This window comes from Photobacterium sp. DNB23_23_1, assembly GCF_052873815.1.
The window spans coordinates 24,151-47,610 of sequence record NZ_JBNNXT010000010.1; the positions used below are offsets into that span (position 1 = coordinate 24,151).

Consider the following 23,460-nt stretch of genomic DNA (forward strand, 5'->3'; position numbering starts at 1 on the left):
AGTAAACATACCGTAAAGTAACCGTTAATGAAACCAGAGCTAACCCTTCATGAGCGTACGCTGATTCTACAGCGATACCCAGTAAGGAACACCGAAACCCTGCAGGCATGGGACGCAGCAGACGAGTACCTGATCAACCATGTCAAAGAGGCTGATATCACCCTCGACCCAGCGCGTCCGATCCTGATCCTGAACGATAGCTTCGGGGCACTTAGCTGCTGGTTTGCCAACGACGGTAAGGTCACAACCGTCACTGATTCATTTATATCAGCACAAGGCTGTATGGCCAACCTTGCAGAGAATCAGCTTCCTGAAGTAAACATCATCGACGGCCTCGCGGAGTTACCAGAAAAACCACAACTGGTTTTGATGAAGTTGCCAAAAAACAACCGCTTTCTGGTATGGCAGTTACAAAAGCTTTGCCAATTACTGCCTGCTGACTGTACGGTGATTGCAGCAGCCAAAGCGAGAGATATCCATTCCTCGACCTTGAAGCTGTTCGAAAAACACCTCGGCGAAACCAAAACCTCGCTAGCCGTGAAAAAATCTCGGTTAATTTTCTGCCAAGCCAATCCTACACTTGCCCAGCCACTACCGGCTCCGCAGCAATGGGGTGTCCCAGAGCATGACATCACATTGAGCAACCATGCCAATGTATTTTCCAGTGATAGCTTAGATATCGGTGCCCGCCTGCTGCTCGAGCATATCCCAAGTGGCAATCAATATCAGGACATCGTCGATCTCGGTTGTGGCAATGGTGTGATTGGCATCAAGGCTGCTCGCCTCAACCCACAGGCAAATGTGGTATGTGTCGATGAGAGCTACATGGCTGCCGCATCTGCCCGCATGAACGCGGAGGCAAACCTTGATAATCCATCGCAACTGACAGCGAGAGTCAACAACTGCCTAGACAACTTTCCAGCCCAGAGCGCCGATTTAGTCTTGTGCAACCCTCCCTTCCACCAGCAGGCGGCTATCACTGACCATATTGCTTGGCAAATGTTTTGCGACGCCAAGCATGTGCTGCGCGGTAGCGGCAAGCTGATTGTTATTGGTAACCGCCACCTGGGATACGGTGGAAAACTCAAACGTTTATTTGGCAATGTCACCGTCATAGCCCAAAATAACAAATTTGTCGTTTATCAATCAGATAAGTAAATTACAATATCACTTTTTACGGGGAGCTTGCGCAGCCCCCGCCTATACCCAAGGATAGAATGACTATGAAGAAGCTTCTTGTTGCTGCCTCCGTGCTTGCCCTGACGGCCTGTTCTACCCCGTCTGAGCCTCAGCTGTCCATCAGCCCGGAACCGGTGATCGCCTCACAACCTCTGGTACAAGGCAAGAGCATTAATCTCGATAGCCGCGATCTTCGTACGGCGCAATTCATTGCGGTTGTCGATAATGGCCGTGAAAATGTTCAGCCGCTACACAGCAACGAAAACCTCCGTACCACAATGGAAGGTGCGCTATCACGTCAGTTGACCGCCCAAGGCTATACCATTGCTGAAGACAGCGAGGGGACCTTGCGCCTTGATATCCTTGAAGCGATGGTCAACGTCAAGCACAGCGTAGTAAGCCACGAACTGAGCAGCAAGCTCCAGCTGCAACTTGTCGTGGAAACGCCAAAAGGTAAATTTGTTAAACGCTATTCCGGCAAATCGGCCCGCAATGGTGCAATGAGCGCATCGGTTGAGGATATGGAACAGTCAATGAACAATTTAATCACAGCGGTACTTAAAGACATCTATGCTGATCCTGAGTTAAATGCTTATATGCAGGAGAACCTATAATGCGTCGCTTGCTATCTACCCTATTACTTTGCCTGGCAATTCCGGTCAGTGCTGCCACCCAAGTTTCGGTCACAACTAACCTGGGTGAGTTCGTCATTGAACTTGAACAAGAAAAAGCCCCGATTTCGAGCGAAAACTTCCTTCGTTATGTGGAGGATGGCAGCTATGAAGGAACGATTTTTCACCGTGTTATCCCGGGTTTTATGGCCCAAGGCGGTGGTTTTGACAAAGATCTCAAACGTCGTTCAGGCTATGAGCCTATTAAGAATGAGTCCACCAATGGCCTAAGCAATGCCAAAGCCACGGTCGCGATGGCCCGCACCCAAGATCCGGACTCAGCAACTCGCCAGTTTTATATCAACTACCAAAATAATACCTTCTTAGATGCACAAGGCAGCCGCCCGGGTTATGCGGTATTTGGCAAAGTTGTGAGCGGCTTCCCAGTTATTGAAAAAATGACCGAAATTCCCACGGCAACTATCCGCTCTATGGGTATGAAAGATGTTCCTGAGCAGCCTATAGTTATTGAAAGTATCAATATTATTAAAAATTAGACACAAGCTAATGTCACCTGATCATTAGTTTGTGATCAGGTGACTGCTATGCTCAAACTTGTCTCTTCCAATCATGCAACCCATGCTGAGTTAATCAGCCAGCATATTGCCGACCATGCTCCGGCGATTGCACTCAGTGCCTTGGGGACGATTAACGGCGACGTCAATTATGACGCCATGAAAACGACCATCACCGAACATCTTCATGAATGGTGGCTGCTCTCTGTCCCTTCTGGCTCCCCAGACGATCACTACGAGTCTACCTACTGGTACTTAGTCCACTTACTGGAATCGCTGGAAGAGCATGAATTGCTGGGCAATAACTTCTTGCAATACAAAGTAGCTTCGGCTGCACAGTTTCTGCTCGGGATCGGTGAACGGCAGGAAAAAATGCAGGGTATTCGTCCATAATCTACCGTCCTGCCGTCACTCCTTTCCCTCGTCTCACCCAGCCGTGTTTCAGAGATATACAAGTTTCATACTTTGCCACCACCTTTTACTGTATTTTTACTTAATTACTCGGTAGCTTGCGGGTATACCTGTATATACTACTGGCTGCTAATTCAGAAATACCTGAGGGATCCATGGAGCAATCGATTGAAAATGAAAAACTTGGCTGGCGAGTATATCTAGAGAAAAAAGTCCTGATCATGTTGGCACTGGGCTTCTCTTCCGGCCTGCCTTTGCTACTGGTATTTGGGACCTTATCTTTCTGGCTTCGGGAAGCCGAAGTGAGTCGCACCGATATCGGTTTTTTCAGCTGGGTGGCACTGGCCTACGGCTTTAAATGGATCTGGTCACCGCTTATCGACCGCTTCCCAATTCCGATCTTGTCATCACTGCTAGGAAGACGCCGAGGCTGGATGATCTTCTCGCAGCTACTGATCATTGGCTCCCTGATCGGAATGGCGGTCAGCAATCCACAGGGCGACTTGGTTCAATTGGCTATTTTTGCCGTCATCGTCGCTTTTTCTTCGGCGTCACAAGACATTGTAATTGATGCTTATCGCATTGAATTAGCTTCCGAGCGATTACAGGCGGCACTCGCTGCTGCCTACATGACCGGTTATCGTCTCGCAATGATCATGGCGGGAGCTGGGGCACTGGCATTTGCTGCTTGGTTTGGTTCGAATACCGGCTACGATCCAGAAGGCTGGAAGTATGCCTATTTTATTATGGCAAGCCTGATGTCGGTCGGTCTTATTACTGCACTATGTATTCATGAGCCGACCATTGATAGCTCAGCCATCGATAATGTCGAGAAAGAATTCCGCCAAAGCCTCATAGCCAAAGGGACCTCACCGCGCAAGGCAAGGCTCATCGCTTGGTTCTATGCCGCCGCTGTGATGCCATTTAAGGATTTCTTCGATCGCTATGGTAAACAAGCCCTGCTGATCCTGGCCCTTATCAGTTGCTACCGGATTTCCGATGTCGTCATGGGTGTGATGGCCAATGCCTTCTACGTCGATATGGGCTTTACCAAAACCGAGGTGGCCTCGGTGTCAAAAATCTATGGCGTTATCATGACACTATTAGGGGCCGGCCTTGGCGGGATCTTGGTCAGCAAATACTCCACCATGCGCATTCTTGCCTTGGGGGCAGTGCTCGCTGCTCTCACCAATTTGGCCTTCATGGTATTTAGCTATATCGGCAATAGCCTACCGATGCTGACCTTGGTCATTTCACTGGATAACCTCAGTGCCGGCATAGCGACTGCCGCTTTCATTACCTTCATGTCGAGCCTGACCAATGTGGCTTTCTCTGCCACACAATACGCGTTGTTCAGTTCCATCATGCTGTTGTTCCCGAAATTCATTGCCGGTTTCTCAGGCTTGTATGTCGACATGTACGGATACAACATCTTTTTCCTCACCACCGCCCTTATCGGTCTGCCAGTACTGGGGTTGATCTACATCGTCAACAAGCACAGTACCAGCTTCAGCACAAAGAACGACTAGCAACACAATTGCGCCTCCCCTAATATTCGGTAGCGCCTAAAGGAAGTATTCTGTTGAGCAGAAATACTTCCTTTTTTATTTTCTGCACTTTTCATCCCCATTTGAGATAGCAAAACCGCGCTTAGAGTACCCTCTTCACACTTAGTTCAGACAATTTACTTTAAAACGCACAAAAAACACGCTAAAGATCACTTTTTCTTCAGCTTGAAATCGATTACAGTCGATCGAGATCACATTTAGCAAAGGATTGCGCAATCGTTACATTCACAAAGGTGACATAAAACAATACACTCTCCGCCAACAGAACACGGACAGCCAAAAGTCCGGTCTTAAAACACAATTAGCGAGAGTTCACCCCATGCGTAAATCACTAGTAGCACTAAGCGTTCTAGCTGCCTCTGCTGTTCCAGCAGTTAATGCGGCTGATTACTCTGACGATATCCACAAAAACGACTACAGCTGGTCTCAGTTCAACCTGATGATGGCGGTTGACGAACTACCAGGCGAATCTACTCACGATTACCTAGAGATGGAATTCGGCGGTCGTTCTGGTATCTTCGACCTATACGGTTACGTTGACGTTTTCAACCTAACTAATGATTCAAGCAGCGACAAAGCAGACGCTGATGCAAAAATCTTCATGAAGCTTGCACCACGTATGTCTCTTGATGCACTAACAGGCAAAGACCTTTCTTTCGGCCCAGTTCAAGAGCTATACGTTGCAAGTGAGTTGACTTGGGATGGTAATACAGACGGCGGCAACAACTACAAAGTTGGTCTGGGTTCTGATGTGATGGTTCCATGGTTGGGCAAAATCGGCCTTAACCTATACGGTACTTATGACATGGACGTTAAAGATTGGAACGGCTTCCAGATTTCTACCAACTGGTTCAAGCCTTTCTATTTCCTAGACAACGGTACGTTCATCTCTTACCAAGGTTACATTGATTACCAATTCGGTATGGAAGATGAGTACGCATCAGCAAGCAACGGCGGTGCAATGTTCAACGGTATCTACTGGCACTCTGACCGCTACTCTGTGGGTTACGGCCTAAAAGCGTACAAAGACGTATACGGTATCAAAGACTCAAGTGGCTTTAAGTCAAGCGGCATTAGCCATTACTTCAGCCTTGGTTACAAATTCTAAGTTACTGCTCTCGTAACTGACAAAAAGCACCTTCGGGTGCTTTTTTTATGACTTTTGCATTACCCCGAACTTCCCCTCTCAAATCTAAGATAGAAATTACTTTCGAGACACCCTGTCTTTGTTATTCATTTTTGGCACATTTTTCCAGCAATAAGATTTCCGCACGCAAGAACCTTGCCGTAGTTGCAATACAGGCCGCTCCCAAAGCACTAATCCGCTAACCTTTACTTAACACTGGACTACGCCAGACAACATGGTCGTTCAGTGCCCATAAGCAATGGCAAATGGCTAGCGAGACACTATCATGCATAAAACCCTGACCGCTTTAAGTATCAGCGCAGCAGCAATGCTGCCAACTGTCAGCTTTGCTGTCGATTATTCAGATGATATCCATAAAAACGACTATAAATGGCTTCAATTCAATCTCATGTACGCCCTTGAAGAGCTCCCAAGATCACCTGACGCACATTCCGGTCATGATTATTTGGAGATGGAATTCGGCGGACGCTCCGGTATCTTTGACCTTTATGGTTACGTTGATGTTTTTGATTTAACCGATCACGATGCCAGCGATAAGAATGACGGGGTTAAAATCTTTATGAAATTTGCCCCTCGGCTTTCCCTTGATGCCATGACCAAAAGAGATCTTTCAATCGGGCCATTCCAAGAATTTTACATCGCCACCTTGTTCAATTGGGATGGTGGCTATACCAAAGAAAGTGATTTTCCCCCGGTCAACAACTCCTTCTGGGGCATAGGCTCAGACGTTCAGGTTCCTTGGTTTGGCAAAGTCGGCCTCAACCTTTATGGCCTCTATGATATTAACAACAAAGACTGGAACGGCCTGCAGTTATCAACTAACTGGTTCAAACCCTTTTATACGTTCCCCAATGATAGCTTTATTGCCTACCAAGGCTACATCGATTATCAGTTTGCAGCCGATGACACCTTCAAGGGTAATTCACAAGCCAACCATGGGGGGGTAATGTTCAACGGCTTCTACTGGCATTCTGACCGTTATGCCGTGGGCTATGGCTTCAAACTCTATAATGATGTTTACCTCATAGAAGATACCAGTAGCTTCGAGTCCACTGGTATTAGTCATTACTTCTCTGTCACCTATAAATTCTAAAGCCACACCTTTATCCGCTCAGGGAGGAGCGGACTAAATCTCTTCTTCCCCGCTTTAACGGTGTTATTATCCCGACATAGTCATCCAATACACGGAAGCAAATTGTGAACATCACCATTCTAGGAGCCGGTGCCGTCGGTAGGCTATGGGGCTGCAAACTCGCTAATCAACACAACGTCCATTTCTGGACGCGCGACAATCACCAAAAGTTAGCTATTCACCTAACAGGCACTGATGCGACTGCCAAGCTCACACCGAAATCCACCTCTCTGTTTGAGGCTAACCAACCCCCTTTATTGGCGAGCAGTGATCTGGTGTTAGCCACCGTCAAAGCCTTTCAGGTCGGTGCCGCCATTCAAGCGATCAAACCGCACCTGAATCCCGAGACTGCAGTAGTGATCATGCACAACGGCATGGGTAGCCAGCAAACCGTATTGGACCTACTGCCCAACAACCCGATCATTTATGCCACCACCGCCCAAGCCGCTTTCCGCCCTAGTCAGGATGAAGTGCACCACACAGGTATTGGCCCTACCCTGCTGGGAAGCATTACGCCACACGGCATCCAGCACCAGCAACTGGCACACTTACTTGATGATGCCCTGCCCCCTTGCCAATGGGAGGACGATATTAACCAACCGTTATGGAACAAATTGGCTATTAACTGTGCTATCAACCCGCTGACAGCACTTCATCTTTGCAAGAACGGCAAACTGGCAAGGTCAGAATTCGATACCGAACTAGACGCTATTTGCCAAGAAGTCGCTTTGGTTATGTCCGCAGAGGGATACCCAGTTACCGCCTCAGTGCTCAGACAACGGGTCGATACGGTAATAAATGCAACGGCTGACAATTTTTCTTCCATGAATCAGGATGTTTGCCATCAAAGGCAGACAGAAATCGACTATATTAGCGGGTATCTCATTGCCCGGGCGGCAACACATAACATTGAAGCCCCTCACAACCATCGCCTGTGGCAGGCTATAAAAGAATTGGAGAGAAAATACCATGACCAATGACAGCACCAGCCCGAACCCTATCAAGGTCGCTGTATGCATTGCACCAGGAACGGAAGAGATAGAAGCCATCACGACTATCGACATGTTGGTTCGCGCCAATTTTTCGGTAACGACGGCCAGCGCTGCGTCCGACGGGGCGTTGATCATGGAAGGCTCGCGAGGGATCAAACTGGTTGCCGATACAGCCTTGGTCAATATTGCCGATGAACCGTTTGACTGTGTGGTACTTCCCGGTGGGCTTGGCGGGGCGGAATGCTTTCGTGACAGCCCGCTGTTGGTTGAGTTTGTCAAACAGCACAAATACGATGGTAAGTTAGTTGCGGCTATATGTGCTGCTCCAGCCCTTGTGCTTGAACACCACCAGCTCTACCCTGAAGCCCTGATGACATCGCACCCTAGCTTCCATGACCGTATTCCGGCAGAGCGTCTTCGCACCAAACGCGTGGTCTATGATGTCAACAACCGCTTGCTAACCAGCCAAGGGCCGGGCACCGCAATGGAGTTTGCGTTTGAAATCATCAACCACCTTGCCGGCAAGGAAAAGTCGGCCGAGGTTGCAGAGCCAATGGTGGTATGGCCGAACATGCACTACACGGTGTTACCAAGAAAATAGGTAAAACATAAAACTACCGACATAAAAAAACGAGAGCCAAGGCTCTCGTTTTTATACATACAGTTTTTACTGATTTAAGGACGGTAGACCTTCACGTTGTCAAAGCCGTTCTCTTTCAGGTAAAGCGCCTGTAGGCGACTCATGACACCACGGTCACAGTACAGCAGATAGGTTTTATCCTGCGGCAAGTCACCAAACTGGGTCGCCAGTTTGTAGAACGGAAGGTGCTTCACATCGACATTGCCGAGCTCAAGCGGGTTCTCGTCTTCTTCATCCGGGCTACGGATATCCAGTACCACAGCGTCCGTTTCGATCTGGTCTACCAGCTCGATTTCCGGAGCCTGCTCTTGGCTTTCTTTCTCAATATCTCGGATATCAATCACACGCGCCTCAGAAACCACTCGCTCTAGAACAGTGTAATCGAACTTCGCTTCCTCGGTTTCCAGCTTATGCAATACCGCTTTCACCGTCGGGCTCTTGGAGATCACACCGCAGAATTCCGGCATAGTCTTGGCAAAATCTTCGGTACCGATTTTACGGGCAACATCGATGATGTCTTCTTTGTCCCAGTTGATCAGCGGACGCAGGATCAGCGTATCGGTCACGTTATCAATATGGCGCAGGTTAGTCAGAGTCTGGCTCGATACCTGACCCAAAGCTTCACCAGTCACTAATGCTTGAATACCAAAACGCTCAGCAACCATACCTGCAGCACGCATGAACATACGTTTAAGCACAACGCCCATCTGGCCGTCATCAATGTTTTCAAGGATTTCGCCAACAACAGGTTCGAAGTCGATCGCAATAAACTTCACTTTAGCGGATGAGCCATACTTCTTCCACAAGAAGTGAGAAACCTGCTTTACACCGATTTCATGAGCTGGGCCGCCCAAGTTGAAGAAGCAATAATGCACTTTACTGCCGCGCTTGATGTGAAGATAACTTGAAACACCAGAGTCAAAGCCACCAGAAATCAAGCTCAATACGTCTTCCTGAGTGCCCAACGGGAAACCACCCAAACCTTTATGGCGGGCAAGGATCTGGTTCAGCTTCTCATTTTGCACTTCGACACGGACAGTCATATCCGGGTTCTTCAGCTTCACCGACGCCGACTCAACAGCTTGGTTGAGTCCACCGCCCACATAGCGCTCAAGCTCGATCGAAGTAAAATCATGCTTACCGGTACGTTTGGCACGAACACAGAAGGTTTTGCCTTCTAGAGTGTTACCAACATGTGCGAGAGTCTGCTCGTAGATGTCGTGCAAATCGGTGAAGTCAGTCTGCTTAACTTCCAGCACATGGTGGATCCCCGGAGTCTGGGTCAAGACGGTCAGTATCGCTTCACGCTGGCTGTCGTCTTTTGGCACCACTTCAATATGGCTGCGGCGATTGATCACCGCAATAGACTCACATGAACGCTGAAGGATAATGCGAATGTTACATTCTAAGATTCTGGTAAAACGCTTACGTACAGATTCACTCTTTACGAAAATCTCAGGATGGGGTTTAACAATAAATTTCATAACACGCTTCGCTACACTGGGCCAAACAATACCAAAAAGGCTGAAAGGCGCGGATTATACAGCAAGCAGGCTGTTGCTGAAACAAGGATATTATATCTAAGTAACTTCAAGGTGCTTAAATATAGTGTAGGCATATTTTCATTTGTCGTTAGGCAGTTGCTTAACGACGGATAAAACAAAGACCGCCTCCTACTAAGGAGACGGCCTGTAAAATCACGTCAAACATGGCTTACTGAGCACTTCGGCTAGAGATTTCTTCACTGTAGTGAGGTTCGCCTTGCATGATGGAAATTTCTACCCGCCGGTTGGCTTTGCGCTCGTCCGGTGTAGCATTCTCATTCAGAGGCTGGGTACCAGCCAGCCCAACCACACGCAGACGCTGGGGATCAAACCCTTCAACCTGCTCCATTTCCTGAGCCACCGACACTGCCCGCTGGGCAGATAAATCCCAATTGGAGCGGTAGAGCTCGGAGTCCAGTTTCTGGTTGTCGGTATGGCCACTGATCCTGATTCCCCCGGGAACATCTTTCACCAAATCAGCAACCTGTCGGATCAATGGACGGAATTTGGGTTGTAGGAATGCCGAACCTTCAGGGAAGGCCCCTTTTTCCTTAACCCGAATCACCACTTGCTGGCCGAGGTTTTCCACCTCGATTGCCCCTTCGTCTATTTCACGGTTCAGGGCTTGCTTTAGCACTTCCAATACCTGCTCTTGGGCTTCGGTCATTTCCGATTCGTTATTCTGATTTTGCTGGGTCGCTACCTCAGCGCTCTGACCGCCAGTCATCTTTCCAGCATCTCGCTTGGTGCCGCCGGCACGGTCTGAATCACCGTCATGAAAATCCAACGTCCGTTGGGTCATATCAATGGTCTGCTGCATGATCACCTCAATCGGTGTCGGCTCTGGCCTGCCAGGGCGGAACTCCTGGGCGATCACACTGGTCCCTTTAGGGATGTCTTTCACTTCCAGCATGTTTTGTACACCAAAGGCGAATTTCATCGAACCGGCGATCTGCTTGAATTTCAGTACATCCATTTCGGAAAATGACAACAACAGAACAAAGAAACACATCAGCAGCGACATCAAGTCAGCAAAGGTGCCCATCCACTGTGGCTGACCCGGAGGGGGACATTTATGTTCTTCTTCCATCAGCCCTCCTTAATCATCAACGTTAATGGTACGTTTTTTCTCGTTGAGATAGTTCTTCAGGTAGCTGTCGATAACCCGGGGATTCTGACCATCCTGAATAGCCAACACCCCATCAAGGATCAGACGGCGGTTAAGTTTTTCTTCATCTTTGCGCAGACCCAATTTTGCCGCTATTGGCAACATCACCATGTTGGCCATAATGGCACCATATAAGGTTGTCAAAAGGGCAACGGCCATCGCCGGGCCGATTGATTTAGGGTCGTCCATGTTTGACAGCATGGCCACCAGACCGATCAGGGTACCGATCATCCCCATCGCAGGAGCGACATCGCCAAGCGCTTTGAAGATACCAATCCCAAGCTCATGACGTTCATTGGTCAAGGCGATGTCTTTTTGCAGTGTCGCCCTAACCACATCGGCATCATGACCATCCACCAGCAAATCGACGCCTTTGCGCAGGAAACTATTATCCACTTCCATTTCTTCAAGCGCGAGGAAACCGCCTTTACGTGCGGCATCAGCCATCTCGACAATTTTTGCAATTAAGTCTTCCGGATTGTCGTTCTTGAACATAAATGCCTTAACGGCAATTTTGGTGGCCCCCAAAAACTGGCCAACGCTGTATTGCATCAAGGCTACAAACAACGAACCACACAAAACAATCAGAATCGATTGGGTGTCAACGAACATGCCAAAGCTGCCGCCGAGCACCATGGCCATAATGACAAAAGCAAATGCCCCAATTAATCCTATAAGGGTCGCCAAATCCACTTGGTAGTCTCCAGTTCGTTGCACTTGTGAATCAGTATTGAACGGTACATTGTATCTAGCCCCTTGTGACCTTTCAAAGACACAATGCCAAAAGGGCTGCATTCGTTCATTATTCGTGCTTCAGGTGACCTCAATATGAAGCTAACACCAGCATTTTTCGTTATTGAAAGTTATTATCGGCACTTTGCTGCTTAGGTTTAGCTTTGTAAGTAGAAAAAAAGAAAAATCCTGTTTGCCACACAGATTACTGTGAGATAATTTGACCCAGATTACGCTCTACGCTATTTTTCGAGCACTTAGAAGAGAAATGACACCACTATGGCAGCCAAAAAACCTGAAAATATGGCCTTTGAAGCCGCACTGGATGAACTAGACGCAATCGTCAATGAGTTGGAATCCGGAGACATTGCGCTCGAAGATGCACTGAAAAAATTCGAACGCGGCATTGCCCTTGCTCGCACTAGTCAGCAGAAATTGACCCAAGCCGAACAGCGCGTTGAAATCCTGCTTCAGGCAGATGACGAAGCTCCCCTGACCAAGTTTGATACAAATAATGAATAACACGCCATCACTGTCGCAATCACTTCAGTTTTATCAAGCACGCAATAACCAACAGCTTGGACAGTGGATTGATGCCCAGCCTTTTGCTGAGCTACCACTTATCCAGGCCATGAAACATGGTACTCTTCTGGGTGGTAAACGTGCCCGTCCATTTCTGACTTACGTCACCGGAGAGATGCTAGGTGCCGATATTGTTGATCTAGATACGCCAGCTTCGGCGGTAGAGTGCATCCACGCTTATTCGTTGATCCACGATGATCTTCCGGCAATGGATGATGATGATCTGCGTCGCGGCCAGCCAACCTGCCACATAGCCTTTGATGAAGCTACCGCCATTTTGGCTGGTGATGCACTGCAAACTTTGGCATTTGATATTCTCGCTTCAGGCTCTCTAGGTACTGACGGTGAAGCCAATCGGGTCGCGATGATCCGCGAGCTGGCCAAAGCGTCTGGCGCCAGCGGCATGTGCATGGGCCAAGCCCTTGACCTAGATGCAGAAGGTAAACATGTCGGCCTTGAACAGCTTAAAAACATCCATCGTCACAAAACCGGTGCCCTGATCCGCTGCGCGGTCCGCCTTGGCGCATTAGCAGCTGGTGAAAAAGGCGTTGCCATTTTGCCTCAACTTAATGCCTATGCCGATGCAATTGGTTTGGCGTTTCAAGTCCAAGACGATATCCTTGACGTAATAAGTGATACCGAAACCTTGGGCAAGCCGCAAGGTTCGGATATCGAGCTGGAAAAAAGTACCTATCCTGCTCTTCTCGGGTTGGATGGCGCCAAGGCAAAAGCTCAGCAACTGTACCAACAGGCACTACACGCATTGAGTGCAATCCCTTACAATACTGAACAACTAGAAGTTTTTGCCCGATACGTCATCGAGCGCAATAACTAAAAACAGCAAAGCGCCGTGAATGTTATGACACTGGATATTTCGAAATACCCTCATTTGGCGTTGGCCAACACCCCAGATGAGTTACGCCTGCTGCCTGCAGAAAGCCTGCCAGCAGTGTGCGACGAGCTACGCACCTACCTACTGAATTCAGTCAGCCAGAGCAGTGGCCACTTTGCCTCTGGCCTGGGTGCTGTCGAGTTAACTGTCGCACTGCATTTTGTATACAACACACCGTTCGATCACCTGATTTGGGATGTCGGCCATCAGGCCTATCCGCACAAAATCCTGACTGGCCGTCGTGACCAGATGCCGACCATCCGCCAAAAGAACGGGGTGCACCCATTCCCGTGGCGTGAAGAAAGCGAATACGATGTGCTGTCTGTCGGCCACTCTTCCACCTCAATCAGTGCCGGGCTGGGGATGGCTATCGCGTCTGAAAAGGAAGGGATGGGTCGTAAGGTTGTCAGTGTCATTGGTGATGGTGCCATTACTGCTGGTATGGCTTTCGAAGCCATGAATCACGCAGGTGGCGTCCACTCAGACATGCTGGTGATCCTCAACGACAACGAAATGTCGATCTCAGAAAATGTCGGGGCGCTAAACAATCACCTAGCACGTTTGCTGTCCGGTAACCTCTATACCACTATCCGTGAAGGCGGTAAAAAAGTTCTGGCTGGTGCGCCCCCCATCAAAGAGTTGGTCAAGCGTGCCGAAGAGCATCTCAAAGGCATGGTTGTTCCGGGAACCATGTTCGAAGAGCTTGGCTTCAACTACATCGGTCCAATCGACGGCCATGATGTCGAGGAGCTGGTCAAGACCCTCAAGAACATGCGTAACCTCAAAGGCCCGCAGTTCCTGCACATTATGACCAAGAAAGGCAAAGGCTACGCCCCTGCCGAAGCGGATCCAATCAACTACCACGCAGTACCTAAGTTTGATCTAAACCAGAATCCAATCCCGAAAGCGAAAAGCCAGCCAACCTTCTCCAATGTCTTTGGCGACTGGTTGTGTGACATGGCCGAGCAGGATGAAAAGCTGATGGCTATCACGCCAGCTATGCGTGAAGGGTCGGGTATGGTGCGCTTCTCCAAAGAATACCCATCACAGTATTTTGATGTGGCAATTGCCGAGCAGCATGCTGTAACACTGGCAACCGGTATGGCCATTGGCGGCTACCACCCGGTTGTGGCAATTTACTCGACGTTCCTGCAGCGCGGCTATGATCAGTTGATCCACGATATCGCAATTATGGATCTGCCGGTGATGTTTGCCATCGACCGGAGCGGCCTGGTTGGCGCCGACGGGCAAACCCACCAAGGAGCCTTCGATATCAGCTTTATGCGCTGTATTCCAAATATGGTGATTATGGCGCCAAGCGATGAAAATGAGTGCCGCCAGATGCTCTACACCGGCCACATGCACCAAGGCCCGAGTGCGGTTCGCTACCCTCGCGGCAGTGGGACGGGGATTGTGCCTGAGCGTGAAATGACGGCCCTGCCAATCGGTAAAGGAATGATTCACCGCGAAGGTGAAAAAGTCGCTATCCTCAGCTTCGGTACCATGTTGAGCTATGCACTGGAAGCCGCAGAGAGCCTCAATGCGACTGTTGCCGATATGCGGTTTGTGAAACCCCTTGATGAAGCCTTGATCCTTGAACTGGCCGCCAGCCATGATGTGTTGGTGACGGTTGAAGAAAATGCGATTGCCGGCGGTGCTGGCAGTGGGGTCAACGAGTTCTTGATGAAACAGAAAGTACTCAAGCCGGTATTGAACCTTGGCCTACCTGACCGCTTTATTGAGCAAGGCACTCAAGCCGAGCTTCATGCAATGCTGGAAATCGACGGTCCAGGTATTGAAAAGCAGATCCGCGCTTATATCGACTAATCCTCAGCCGCACTGATTTACGTATAGACTCTGTGCCCCAAACAATGTTCTATTGTTTGGGGCACTTTCTTATACCAGTCTGGATAAGTAGTTGATCAAATTATGTCGGTTGATATTAGGTTCAGTATTTATTTTTTCTCTATCGCCCTTTTCAATATCATTCCCTGGTAGCCACTGAGCGACACTTGGCTAACCGCGGGCCCTAGACTGCCATCAGCGTTCACCTGCTGATAATAGCCGTCAAGGATAACTTCTCGCGGCTCGGTTGAAAAAAACGCCGCATTGTTACGCTCCCTTGCTCCTCGGTAAAGAACGAGTCCTTTGCTATAACGGCGGGCAATGACACCCTGTTCGGGAAGTTCACCAAACCAACCACTGCGCTGAAGCCAATACCACCCAGATGGCTGTAGCGGAATACCACCAATATTGGTTGCAGCAGAGTCAGCCTCCTTGCCTTTATCATCAAATACCACCAATTCAGCCCCTTCCGGCGCCGCTTCGGGAATGCCGATATCCACTTTAAGCATTGCCGTAGGTTGATAGGCGATATTCTTGCCGATACCGGCCTGATACCAATTATCAGGCGTAGTATTGCCACTACCATAGCGGTAACTCTGGTTCCAACTATGGTAAAAAGTCTGCCCGGGGACATTGAAGAGATAATACAATGTCAGCCCGGTTTCGATATCCTGCTGCCATGCCGCAGGCTCCGACGGTGAATACTGGCTTCGCCCTCCTTTCGTGGAGGCCATGATCAGGCTCTTGTCCTGCTGGCCCGCGAGCGCAAAACTATCCCAGTAACGCTGTAGGCGATCGAGCCCGATAGCTGGGGTCAGGTAATGCTCACGCAACCAGACATCGATCACATCTCTGAGTTCTGGCGGCCAGGGTGCGTAGTGCCAAAGATTCAGCTCGGAAATATTAGCAGCCAGCCACTGTGTCCCGGTTAACGTTTTAACTTGCTTGAGGAAGTCGGCAAGCTGCTTGGCATACTCGTATTCTACCTGCTTGCTCCCCGCCATCATTGCAAGCTCTCGAACCTCGCCACCCGATATGACCTTGAACTGATTTTCCCCCAGTAGCTTCGCCATATCATCGTTGTATGCACCAGAAAGCCCTTGCTGCAGCCAGTCTTCTTGATACCACTGGGCATGCAGCTTATTGAACGCACGATTGAGGAAGTTAACCCGATACCAGCATGTTCCCGGCCACATATAGCCTGCAGGGATCAGCCTCGCCTGATGGCGAAAGCGTGCCGATGCCTTTCGATTGGTTCTGGATGAGAACTCTCGCTGATTAATATAGCCATCACCATCAAGGTCGTTGGCAGGATCCCAGCCCGGAATGAACATGCGCTTCTGGCTTACCTCAAGCCATGGCGTTATAGCCAACGATTCAACCTCCGTGGGTTTTCGCCAAGCAAGCTCTAACATCCATACCCGCAGCCCGGCAGCGAGCCCCGGCTCGCCTGTGTTTAAATGGCGCCCTTGATACCATGCCTGGGCACTGTGCCATGCTCGCTCCAATTGGAGTTGCCCTTCATACCTGATCGCCAAATCATCTCTAGATTGTATGAGCCACTCCACATCAAGTGGAAGCCACTTTTCGACACTCCCTTCATCGTTCGTCACGTGCCGAGCAATATCAGGGGCCCCTCCGGCTTTGACCGACAATCGCTCAAACGGATAGGAAGCAAACATGACCAATTTATCATCCGGCTCTACCTTGATGGGTAAACGCGCTGTCGAGAACTGGCCGTTTCGGATCAGCAGTAAATGATAAGGTCGTCCTTCGAGCAAGTAATCCAACCCGTTATTGGGCTTATCCATTGCTAGTTGGGTATCTTCGGCAAAGTGCAGATAACCCTCTCCCACATCCATGCCTGAGTTCAAGGCTTGCTGACTCAGCCAGGCCTCTTGCTTGCTCGGCCGACAATCAAATTTATGGGCATACATGTATCCCATCGCATTCATCCGGCGGTTGATTTCAGGGTCCTGCATACTGCCAAACACCACATCAGCATGCTGACTTTCCCACGCTTTCACCTGGTCAGCAGTATGAGGCTTGCCGTCAATTACCGTCTCTTGCCAGCTGCCGGGCAACACCCACGCCGTCCCGGTAGAAGGATATACCTGGGCCAAACAGACCGGTGACAACAACATAAGCCCAACAAGCCAATAAACCCGATTCAGTACACTCAACCGCTGATCTCCCTATCTCTAGCCTCTAGCCTCTAGCCTCTAGCCTCTAGCCTCTAGCCTCTAGCCTCTAGCCTCTAGCCTCTAGCCTCTAGCCTCTTAAAGCTTAGTCCACTGAATTAGAAATAAAAAAGCCGCGCAATCGCGCGGCTTTCATCACAAGGTGTGGTAGGTAAGGTTACCAGCCCAACCAATGGCCCAAGCCCCAAAGGGCAATCATCGCCATAAAACCCGCTAGGATATCGTCAACCATGATCCCCAAGCCACCGTGAACGTGTTTGTCCAACCAGCTGATTGGCCACGGCTTGACCATATCGAAGAAACGGAACAAAACAAAGCCCGCCAGCACCCACTGCCAGCTCACCACTGGGGCAATAGCCATAGTGATCCAGAAACCAACAAATTCATCCCAGACAATACTACCGTGGTCATGGGCACCCATATCATCAGAGGTTTTCTGGCAAATGGTGATACCGATAAGAGCAGCGACCACAATGATCACGAGGTAAGCAGTAAAGGGCAATTGTGCCATCAGCAAGTATAGCGGGATCGCTGCCACTGTCCCCATGGTTCCCGGAATGACTGGAGAAAGCCCACTACCAAAGCCAGTAGCCAAGAAATGCCAAGGGTTTTTCAGGTTAATTTTATCTTTCGGGTTTGCCACAATTTACTCCGCAAAATGATCATATCCGTGCAATTTCCAGTTCAGCGGCTGGCGCTCGCGAACTAAGGTAATACCGTGTCCCGGCCGTAACTGGCCAATACAGGTTGCCCTTACGCCACTGCGAGCCAAGGCCGTGTCAACCGCGCCCCTGTTCTGCTCCGGTACGGTGAAGCACAGCTCATACTCTTCACCACTCGCCAAGGCCAACTGCAATGCTGCATCGCGCTCCGGTTCGAAGGCGATAAGCTCTGGCGAAAGCGGTAGTTTATCAACGTCAATTTCGGCTGCCACCCCAGATCGTTTCAGAATATGCCCAAGATCACTAATCAGGCCATCCGAAATATCTAACGCCGCAGATGCTAGACCTCGTAGCGCTTGGCCAGCAAGAATGCGTGGCTCTGCCTTATGATGCCGCTCAAGTAAGGTTGCTGCCAATTCAGGATCGTTGACTGTTTTCTGGCCAAGAAGCAACGCCAGACCCGCAGCGCTATCGCCGAGGTTACCTGTCACGTAAATCCAATCGCCAGACCGAGCACCACTGCGGGTCAGCGCTTTCCCTGTCGGGATAAAGCCATGCACTGTCAAGGTAATACTAAGCGGGCCCTTGGTCGTGTCCCCGCCTACCAACTGGACATTGTAGTATTCCGCCAAGGCAAAAAAGCCGTTGCAGAACCCTTCTAGCCAAGCTTCATCTGGCTGTGGCATGGTCAGTGCCAGCGATACCCAGGCAGGGGTCGCGCCCATGGCCGCCAGATCACTGAGGTTAGAGGCCAGAGCCTTGTGGGCAATCCATGATGGTTCAGCATCGGCTAAAAAATGGGTTCCTGCCACCAGGGAATCGGTGCTCACAGCCAGTTGGCTACCATTAGGAACTTCCAGCAAAGCACAGTCGTCACCAATGGCCAAAGGAACATCTTTGCGTTTCACTGCCTGGTTTTCAAAATACCGGGCTATCAAATCAAATTCGTTTGCCATGTTCTTCTTTTTATAGATAGAAAAAAGGCCAGCATTGCTGGCCTTTTATAATAGCGTTGTAATTACTTCTTGCGAAGTGATGGCGCAGCCTTATCCAGCACACCATTCACAAATTTGTGGCTATCTTCTGCACCGAAGGCTTTTGCCAACTCGATAGCTTCGTTGATAACTACCTTATATGGTACGTCATCACGCTTGGTCATCTCGTACATAGCAAGACGAAGTAGCGCTAGTTCCATCTGATCCAAGTCCTGTAGAGGACGCGACAGGTACGGACGCATTTTGCTGTCCAGTTCCTGATGGTTCAGCACTACACCTGTTAGCAGATCACGGAAATAAGCAACATCTGTATGTGGTGCTGCAAGTGCCGGAGCTTCCGCCTGGTGCTCTTCTTCTTCGAATTTATCGTCAGTAAGAAAATGTTGCTCGATATCAGCAACATTACCTTTGGTAATTTGCCATGAATAAATTGCTTGTACAGCAAAATGACGTGCATTACGACGTGCGGCTGGTTTCACACTAACCCCCATTAGGATTCAATTTGGGACAGGACATTAACCATTTCAAGCGCGCTTAGTGCAGCCTCTGCCCCTTTATTACCAGCCTTGGTACCGGCACGCTCAATGGCTTGTTCGATAGAATCTACAGTCAGAACACCGAATGCAACTGGAGTATTGTACTCTAGAGCAATCTGAGCCAGACCTTTGTTACACTCACCGGCAACATAATCAAAATGTGGCGTACCGCCACGGATCACAGAGCCAAGCGCAACAATAGCATCATAACGATCGCTTTTAGCAACTTGCTGAGCAACAAGCGGTAGCTCATATGCACCTGGGCAACGAACAACGGTGATGTTGTCTTCACTTACTTGACCCTGACGTTTCAGAGCGTCTAGCGCACCTGAAAGTAGGCTTTCGTTGATAAAGCTGTTGAAGCGTGCGATTACGATAGCAACTTTTGCATTTGGTGCCGCGATGGCGCCTTCAATTACCTTCATGGGCCTTCCTGTGACTATGTCTTTTCCGGTATGAGAAACCGCGGGAGTCTATCACACTTTATGCGTTATACCAATTGGCATCTTCAAGCTCTTTCCCGCCCCATACCGGCAATGTTTGGGGTAAATTTTGAGTTATGCGTTATTCGCAAATATATTCAACCGCTTCGAGGCCAAAGCCTGATAGTGAATGGTAGCGCTGGGTGCTGGACGACAACAGCCGCATTTTGGAAACGCCTAAATCAGACAAGATTTGCGAACCCACCCCCACCTGGCGAGACTGATCCTTCGGGTTCAGCTTCACTCCAGGTTTACCTTCTTCCTTAGCTGCCATGCTCTGGACTTTGGTGATGATCGATTCTTGGCTTTCGGCCTTGCTTAACACCACTAATACCCCGCCTTCTTCAGCAATACGCTTCATTGCCGATGGCAGTGTCCACTGGGTAGCACCCGAGTGAAGAATATCTTTAAATGTATCTTGCAGGTGAACACGTACCAAGGTTGGTTCACCTTCGACCACATCGCCTTTTTGCAACGCGTAGTGGACTTCGTTGTCGATGGTGTCACGATAGGTGATCATCTCAAAGTCACCGAATTCTGTTGGCAGAGTACACTGCGCGACACGTTCGATAGTCGTTTCGTTATTGTTACGGTACTCAATAAGATCTGCGATCGTGCCCAGTTTCAGGCCATGCTGCTCAGCAAAGAGCTCGAGATCCGGACGACGTGCCATAGTACCGTCTTCATTGAGGATTTCGACAATCACACTGGCTGGTTCTAAACCAGCAAGGCGTGCAATATCACAACCTGCTTCTGTGTGGCCAGCACGGGCCAAGACTCCACCGTCTTGCGCCATCAGCGGGAAAATGTGGCCTGGCATCACAATATCAGCCGGCGACGCATTGGCAGCAACAGCCGCCTGTACGGTAACAGCACGATCGGAAGCCGAAATGCCGGTAGTCACCCCTTCTGCCGCTTCAATCGATACGGTGAAGTTAGTGCTAAATTGTTCGGTGTTATCTTGCACCATCAATGGCAACTTCAGTTGCTGACAGCGAGATTTAGTCAAGGTCAGGCAAATCAACCCACGGCCATGGCGGGCCATAAAGTTAATTGCTTCAGGCGTGATTTTTTCCGCCGCAATGATCAGATCGCCTTCATTTTCACGATCTTCGTCATCCATTAGGATAACCATCTTTCCTAGGCGGATATCTTCGATGATGTCCTTTGCGCTGCTTAGAGCCATATCGCTACCTTATTCTTGTTTATATTCTGTCTGTTTATCCAAGGAACCCGCTGCGGGCCAGCAAATCCATAGACACTTCAGTTTTTGGCTCCGCCGCCTTGTCACCCAGCATCAAGCGCTCGAGATAACGGGCGATCACATCCACTTCCAGATTGATCTTACGACCCGGCGTAAATGCTTCCATCGTGGTTTCCGATGCCGTATGTGGCACGATGGTTAGCTTGAACTCATCACCACGGATAGCGTTAACCGTTAGGCTGATCCCATCAACCGACACTGAACCCTTCTCCGAAATATATTTCGCCAAATGGGCCGGTGCCTTCAACCAAAACTCAATCGCACGACCGGTTTGATTGCGTTCAATGACTTCTGCCACATCATCAACATGACCAGACACCATATGGCCACCGAAACGTGTGGTCGGCAACATGGCTTTTTCTAGGTTTGCCTTCTGTCCCGCACGGTATTCCACAAATGCGGTACGCTTGAGTGTTTCCAATGACAAATCGGCTACGTAGCCTGATCCAGTCAGTGCAACAACGGTCAAACACACGCCGTTGGTTGCAATGCTATCCCCCAATTTTACATCGGATAGGTCTAGCTTGCCGGAGTCCACCGTCACAGAAATGTCTTTGCCTTTAGGGGTCAGGGCAGTAATTGTACCCACGGCTTCAATAATGCCTGTAAACATGTCAAACCTTTTGCTTTGTCTGATTGAGTATATCTGTTTGGATATGGGCTTGGACACGGGATGTGATACGAATATCCCCTCCTACCATACGCACATCCGTCACGCTCAGTTCGGGAACCTGATCCATCGACACCAAGCCATTGAGATCAATTAACCCGCGGCTATCGCTGCCCATCAATTTAGGCGCTTGGTATAGGATCAGCTCATCGACCAATCCAGCTTGCAACAAACCGCCCGCAAGGCCAGCTCCAGCTTCAACCCAGATATGGTGAATATTGTTCTTTACCAACTCAGCCATCAAGGCAGGAAGGTCAACGCCCTCCCCTTCTTTAATGACCAGTTGTTCAACATCTTGCGGCCATTGTTGCATGTCAGCCTGTTTTCTCGCCAGTACCGTTTTGCCCGGCAGGCTAACCAAATGATGCTGCGGTGTCACTCTATTCCGGCTGTCAATCACAACCCGAACCGGTTGGCGCAATTCTGCCTGCGGGTAGGCTTGCTGGACCTTATCACCCAGCTCTATCCAACGTACATTCAGCGATGGGTCATCAGCAAGTACTGTTGCACTGGTTGACAATATAGCGCCAGCTCTGGCGCGATAGCGTTGAACATCAGCCCTTGCTGCAGGGCCGGTGATCCATTTGCTTTCGCCATTCGCCAACGCGGTACGGCCATCAAGGCTTGCGGCCAGTTTCAGCTGGACAAACGGGAGGCCGGTTTTCATCACTTTGATGAAGCCGGGGTTTAGTGCTTCGGCATCTTGCTCGAGCAGGCCTGTTTGCACTTCGATGCCCGCTTGCTGCAGCATCGTAATACCACGACCAGCCACTTTCGGGTTGGGGTCAACCATGGCGCAAACTACGCGCTTCACTCCAGCTTTTACCAACGCTTTAGCGCATGGCGGGGTGCGGCCATAGTGAGAGCAAGGCTCCAAAGTGACATAGGCAGTCGCCCCCGCAGCTTTGCTACCAGCGGCGCGAAGGGCGTAGACTTCAGCGTGAGGTTCGCCTGCACGGTAATGATAGCCTTCACCGACAACTTCATCGCCATGAGCGATGACACAGCCAACATTGGGGTTTGGGGTAGTCGTGTACTGACCGTTCTTCGCCAACGTAATAGCACGTAGCATCATGGCGTGGTCGATAGATGAGAACATGAGACTTCAGTATTGGTTAGAAAAGCCGGCACATCACGTCCGGCCTCAATTATTTTTCTAGTTTAGCGATTTCTTCACCAAACTCACGAATGTCTTCAAAACTACGGTAAACAGAAGCAAACCTGATATAGGCGACTTTATCTAGCTCTTTCAGTGCTTCCATCACCAAATTACCAATCATTTCCGATGGTACTTCTCGCTCACCGGTCGCACGCAGGCGCGACTTGATAGTATTGATAGCACTCTCGATATCATCGGCGCTGACTGGGCGTTTTTCCAACGCACGCTGGATCCCACCGCGCAATTTATCTTCATTGAACGGATCACGGTTACCATTTGTCTTGATCACCCGTGGCATCACCAACTCAGCGGTTTCAAACGTTGTATAACGTTCACTACATGCTAGGCACTGACGGCGACGACGAACCTGATGACCATCGGCCACCAATCGAGAATCTATTACTTTGGTGTCATTAGCACCACAAAAAGGACAATGCATCTTGCCTCCTCAACTTCGTCGCACCAGTGTAACC

Annotated in this window: 24 protein-coding genes; 12 read left to right on the forward strand and 12 right to left on the reverse strand. The window is 49.7% G+C overall.

Translation table 11 applies throughout. The features are described 5' to 3' along the window. The first annotated feature begins 27 nt into the window (after window positions 1-27). The 9 genes from ACVA53_RS08625 (at window position 28) to yajL (ending at window position 8,216) form a co-directional block, all read left to right on the forward strand. Window positions 28-1,158 (forward strand): methyltransferase, encoded by a 1,131-nt coding sequence (locus tag ACVA53_RS08625; protein ID WP_446504900.1) that lies wholly within the window; start codon window positions 28-30, stop codon window positions 1,156-1,158. 65 nt (window positions 1,159-1,223) lie between these two features. Continuing rightward, window positions 1,224-1,793, forward strand: coding sequence for a YajG family lipoprotein (locus ACVA53_RS08630; RefSeq protein ID WP_446504901.1), 570 nt, complete (start codon window positions 1,224-1,226; stop codon window positions 1,791-1,793). Continuing rightward, a complete protein-coding gene (locus ACVA53_RS08635) occupies window positions 1,793-2,347 on the forward strand; it encodes a peptidylprolyl isomerase (protein WP_446504902.1) in 555 nt (184 codons plus the stop codon). Before ACVA53_RS08630 ends, ACVA53_RS08635 begins: the two co-directional genes overlap by 1 nt. A gap of 48 nt (window positions 2,348-2,395) precedes the next feature. Continuing rightward, window positions 2,396-2,758, forward strand: coding sequence for a hypothetical protein (locus ACVA53_RS08640; protein WP_446504903.1), 363 nt, complete (start codon window positions 2,396-2,398; stop codon window positions 2,756-2,758). Between the two features lie 173 nt (window positions 2,759-2,931). After that, on the forward strand, window positions 2,932-4,305 hold the full coding sequence (locus ACVA53_RS08645; protein WP_255040688.1) for an AmpG family muropeptide MFS transporter: 1,374 nt from the start codon (window positions 2,932-2,934) through the stop codon (window positions 4,303-4,305). A gap of 358 nt (window positions 4,306-4,663) precedes the next feature. Further along, the gene (locus tag ACVA53_RS08650) at window positions 4,664-5,452 is read left to right on the forward strand and encodes a nucleoside-specific channel-forming Tsx family protein (protein ID WP_446504904.1); all 789 of its coding nucleotides are present in this window, start codon (window positions 4,664-4,666) and stop codon (window positions 5,450-5,452) included. A gap of 304 nt (window positions 5,453-5,756) precedes the next feature. Continuing rightward, complete coding sequence (locus ACVA53_RS08655) at window positions 5,757-6,584, forward strand: nucleoside-specific channel-forming Tsx family protein (protein WP_446504905.1); 828 nt, start codon at window positions 5,757-5,759, stop codon at window positions 6,582-6,584. 104 nt (window positions 6,585-6,688) lie between these two features. Further along, window positions 6,689-7,603 (forward strand): 2-dehydropantoate 2-reductase, encoded by a 915-nt coding sequence (gene panE / locus ACVA53_RS08660; RefSeq protein ID WP_255040684.1) that lies wholly within the window; start codon window positions 6,689-6,691, stop codon window positions 7,601-7,603. After that, window positions 7,593-8,216 carry a protein deglycase YajL gene (gene yajL / locus ACVA53_RS08665; protein WP_255040683.1) on the forward strand — a complete coding sequence of 208 codons (624 nt, stop codon included), beginning with the start codon at window positions 7,593-7,595 and terminating at the stop codon, window positions 8,214-8,216. Before panE ends, yajL begins: the two co-directional genes overlap by 11 nt. A 74-nt stretch (window positions 8,217-8,290) precedes the next feature. Here yajL and thiI read toward each other — a convergent pair whose 3' ends face one another. The 3 genes from thiI to pomA form a co-directional block, all read right to left on the reverse strand. Further along, window positions 8,291-9,739 carry a tRNA uracil 4-sulfurtransferase ThiI gene (gene thiI, locus ACVA53_RS08670; protein WP_255040682.1) on the reverse strand — a complete coding sequence of 483 codons (1,449 nt, stop codon included), beginning with the start codon at window positions 9,737-9,739 and terminating at the stop codon, window positions 8,291-8,293. A gap of 229 nt (window positions 9,740-9,968) precedes the next feature. After that, complete coding sequence (locus ACVA53_RS08675) at window positions 9,969-10,889, reverse strand: flagellar motor protein MotB (RefSeq protein WP_446504906.1); 921 nt, start codon at window positions 10,887-10,889, stop codon at window positions 9,969-9,971. A 9-nt stretch (window positions 10,890-10,898) separates the two neighbouring features. Then, window positions 10,899-11,660, reverse strand: coding sequence for a flagellar motor protein PomA (gene pomA / locus ACVA53_RS08680; protein ID WP_255040731.1), 762 nt, complete (start codon window positions 11,658-11,660; stop codon window positions 10,899-10,901). A gap of 318 nt (window positions 11,661-11,978) precedes the next feature. On the opposite strand from pomA, the gene xseB reads away from it, so the two are divergent. Genes xseB through dxs form a run of 3 tightly spaced genes read left to right on the forward strand, consistent with a single transcriptional unit; the run spans window position 11,979 to window position 15,000 of the window. Beyond that, window positions 11,979-12,221, forward strand: coding sequence for an exodeoxyribonuclease VII small subunit (gene xseB, locus ACVA53_RS08685; protein ID WP_255040680.1), 243 nt, complete (start codon window positions 11,979-11,981; stop codon window positions 12,219-12,221). Further along, the gene (ispA, locus tag ACVA53_RS08690) at window positions 12,214-13,116 is read left to right on the forward strand and encodes a (2E,6E)-farnesyl diphosphate synthase (protein ID WP_446504907.1); all 903 of its coding nucleotides are present in this window, start codon (window positions 12,214-12,216) and stop codon (window positions 13,114-13,116) included. The genes xseB and ispA overlap by 8 nt, the downstream gene beginning before the upstream one ends. Window positions 13,117-13,140: 24 nt before the next feature. Then, window positions 13,141-15,000 carry a 1-deoxy-D-xylulose-5-phosphate synthase gene (gene dxs / locus ACVA53_RS08695; protein ID WP_446504908.1) on the forward strand — a complete coding sequence of 620 codons (1,860 nt, stop codon included), beginning with the start codon at window positions 13,141-13,143 and terminating at the stop codon, window positions 14,998-15,000. A gap of 128 nt (window positions 15,001-15,128) precedes the next feature. On the opposite strand, the gene ACVA53_RS08700 is transcribed toward dxs, so the two are convergent. The 9 genes from ACVA53_RS08700 to nrdR form a co-directional block, all read right to left on the reverse strand. After that, window positions 15,129-17,201, reverse strand: a complete 2,073-nt coding sequence (locus ACVA53_RS08700; RefSeq protein ID WP_446504909.1) for a hypothetical protein — start codon at window positions 17,199-17,201, stop codon at window positions 15,129-15,131. Window positions 17,202-17,376: 175 nt separating this feature from the next. Continuing rightward, window positions 17,377-17,862, reverse strand: coding sequence for a phosphatidylglycerophosphatase A (gene pgpA / locus ACVA53_RS08705; RefSeq protein WP_373689534.1), 486 nt, complete (start codon window positions 17,860-17,862; stop codon window positions 17,377-17,379). A 3-nt stretch (window positions 17,863-17,865) separates the two neighbouring features. Further along, window positions 17,866-18,837 (reverse strand): thiamine-phosphate kinase, encoded by a 972-nt coding sequence (gene thiL / locus ACVA53_RS08710; protein ID WP_446504910.1) that lies wholly within the window; start codon window positions 18,835-18,837, stop codon window positions 17,866-17,868. Between the two features lie 62 nt (window positions 18,838-18,899). After that, complete coding sequence (nusB, locus tag ACVA53_RS08715; RefSeq protein WP_255040675.1) at window positions 18,900-19,367, reverse strand: transcription antitermination factor NusB; 468 nt, start codon at window positions 19,365-19,367, stop codon at window positions 18,900-18,902. Continuing rightward, complete coding sequence (ribH, locus tag ACVA53_RS08720; protein WP_006646664.1) at window positions 19,367-19,837, reverse strand: 6,7-dimethyl-8-ribityllumazine synthase; 471 nt, start codon at window positions 19,835-19,837, stop codon at window positions 19,367-19,369. Before ribH ends, nusB begins: the two co-directional genes overlap by 1 nt. A 139-nt stretch (window positions 19,838-19,976) precedes the next feature. After that, the gene (ribBA, locus tag ACVA53_RS08725) at window positions 19,977-21,080 is read right to left on the reverse strand and encodes a bifunctional 3,4-dihydroxy-2-butanone-4-phosphate synthase/GTP cyclohydrolase II (protein ID WP_255040670.1); all 1,104 of its coding nucleotides are present in this window, start codon (window positions 21,078-21,080) and stop codon (window positions 19,977-19,979) included. Between the two features lie 34 nt (window positions 21,081-21,114). Beyond that, window positions 21,115-21,771, reverse strand: coding sequence for a riboflavin synthase (locus ACVA53_RS08730; protein WP_255040669.1), 657 nt, complete (start codon window positions 21,769-21,771; stop codon window positions 21,115-21,117). Window position 21,772: 1 nt separating this feature from the next. Then, the gene (gene ribD / locus ACVA53_RS08735) at window positions 21,773-22,927 is read right to left on the reverse strand and encodes a bifunctional diaminohydroxyphosphoribosylaminopyrimidine deaminase/5-amino-6-(5-phosphoribosylamino)uracil reductase RibD (RefSeq protein WP_255040668.1); all 1,155 of its coding nucleotides are present in this window, start codon (window positions 22,925-22,927) and stop codon (window positions 21,773-21,775) included. A 49-nt stretch (window positions 22,928-22,976) separates the two neighbouring features. Next, on the reverse strand, window positions 22,977-23,426 hold the full coding sequence (nrdR, locus tag ACVA53_RS08740; protein WP_255040667.1) for a transcriptional regulator NrdR: 450 nt from the start codon (window positions 23,424-23,426) through the stop codon (window positions 22,977-22,979). Between the last annotated feature and the right edge of the window lie 34 nt (window positions 23,427-23,460).

Coding starts and splice junctions, on each gene's coding strand:
- ribD (WP_255040668.1), bottom strand. CDS start 22,927: ATGTTCTCATCTATCGACCACGCCATGATGCTACGTGCTATTACGTTG.
- nrdR (WP_255040667.1), bottom strand. CDS start 23,426: ATGCATTGTCCTTTTTGTGGTGCTAATGACACCAAAGTAATAGATTCT.
- dxs (WP_446504908.1), top strand. CDS start 13,141: ATGACACTGGATATTTCGAAATACCCTCATTTGGCGTTGGCCAACACC.
- xseB (WP_255040680.1), top strand. CDS start 11,979: ATGGCAGCCAAAAAACCTGAAAATATGGCCTTTGAAGCCGCACTGGAT.
- ACVA53_RS08635 (WP_446504902.1), top strand. CDS start 1,793: ATGCGTCGCTTGCTATCTACCCTATTACTTTGCCTGGCAATTCCGGTC.
- ACVA53_RS08625 (WP_446504900.1), top strand. CDS start 28: ATGAAACCAGAGCTAACCCTTCATGAGCGTACGCTGATTCTACAGCGA.
- ribH (WP_006646664.1), bottom strand. CDS start 19,837: ATGAAGGTAATTGAAGGCGCCATCGCGGCACCAAATGCAAAAGTTGCT.
- ACVA53_RS08645 (WP_255040688.1), top strand. CDS start 2,932: ATGGAGCAATCGATTGAAAATGAAAAACTTGGCTGGCGAGTATATCTA.
- ribBA (WP_255040670.1), bottom strand. CDS start 21,080: ATGGCTCTAAGCAGCGCAAAGGACATCATCGAAGATATCCGCCTAGGA.
- yajL (WP_255040683.1), top strand. CDS start 7,593: ATGACCAATGACAGCACCAGCCCGAACCCTATCAAGGTCGCTGTATGC.
- thiI (WP_255040682.1), bottom strand. CDS start 9,739: ATGAAATTTATTGTTAAACCCCATCCTGAGATTTTCGTAAAGAGTGAA.
- ACVA53_RS08675 (WP_446504906.1), bottom strand. CDS start 10,889: ATGGAAGAAGAACATAAATGTCCCCCTCCGGGTCAGCCACAGTGGATG.
- nusB (WP_255040675.1), bottom strand. CDS start 19,367: ATGGGGGTTAGTGTGAAACCAGCCGCACGTCGTAATGCACGTCATTTT.
- thiL (WP_446504910.1), bottom strand. CDS start 18,837: ATGGCAAACGAATTTGATTTGATAGCCCGGTATTTTGAAAACCAGGCA.
- ACVA53_RS08655 (WP_446504905.1), top strand. CDS start 5,757: ATGCATAAAACCCTGACCGCTTTAAGTATCAGCGCAGCAGCAATGCTG.
- ACVA53_RS08630 (WP_446504901.1), top strand. CDS start 1,224: ATGAAGAAGCTTCTTGTTGCTGCCTCCGTGCTTGCCCTGACGGCCTGT.
- ACVA53_RS08730 (WP_255040669.1), bottom strand. CDS start 21,771: ATGTTTACAGGCATTATTGAAGCCGTGGGTACAATTACTGCCCTGACC.
- ACVA53_RS08640 (WP_446504903.1), top strand. CDS start 2,396: ATGCTCAAACTTGTCTCTTCCAATCATGCAACCCATGCTGAGTTAATC.
- ACVA53_RS08650 (WP_446504904.1), top strand. CDS start 4,664: ATGCGTAAATCACTAGTAGCACTAAGCGTTCTAGCTGCCTCTGCTGTT.
- ispA (WP_446504907.1), top strand. CDS start 12,214: ATGAATAACACGCCATCACTGTCGCAATCACTTCAGTTTTATCAAGCA.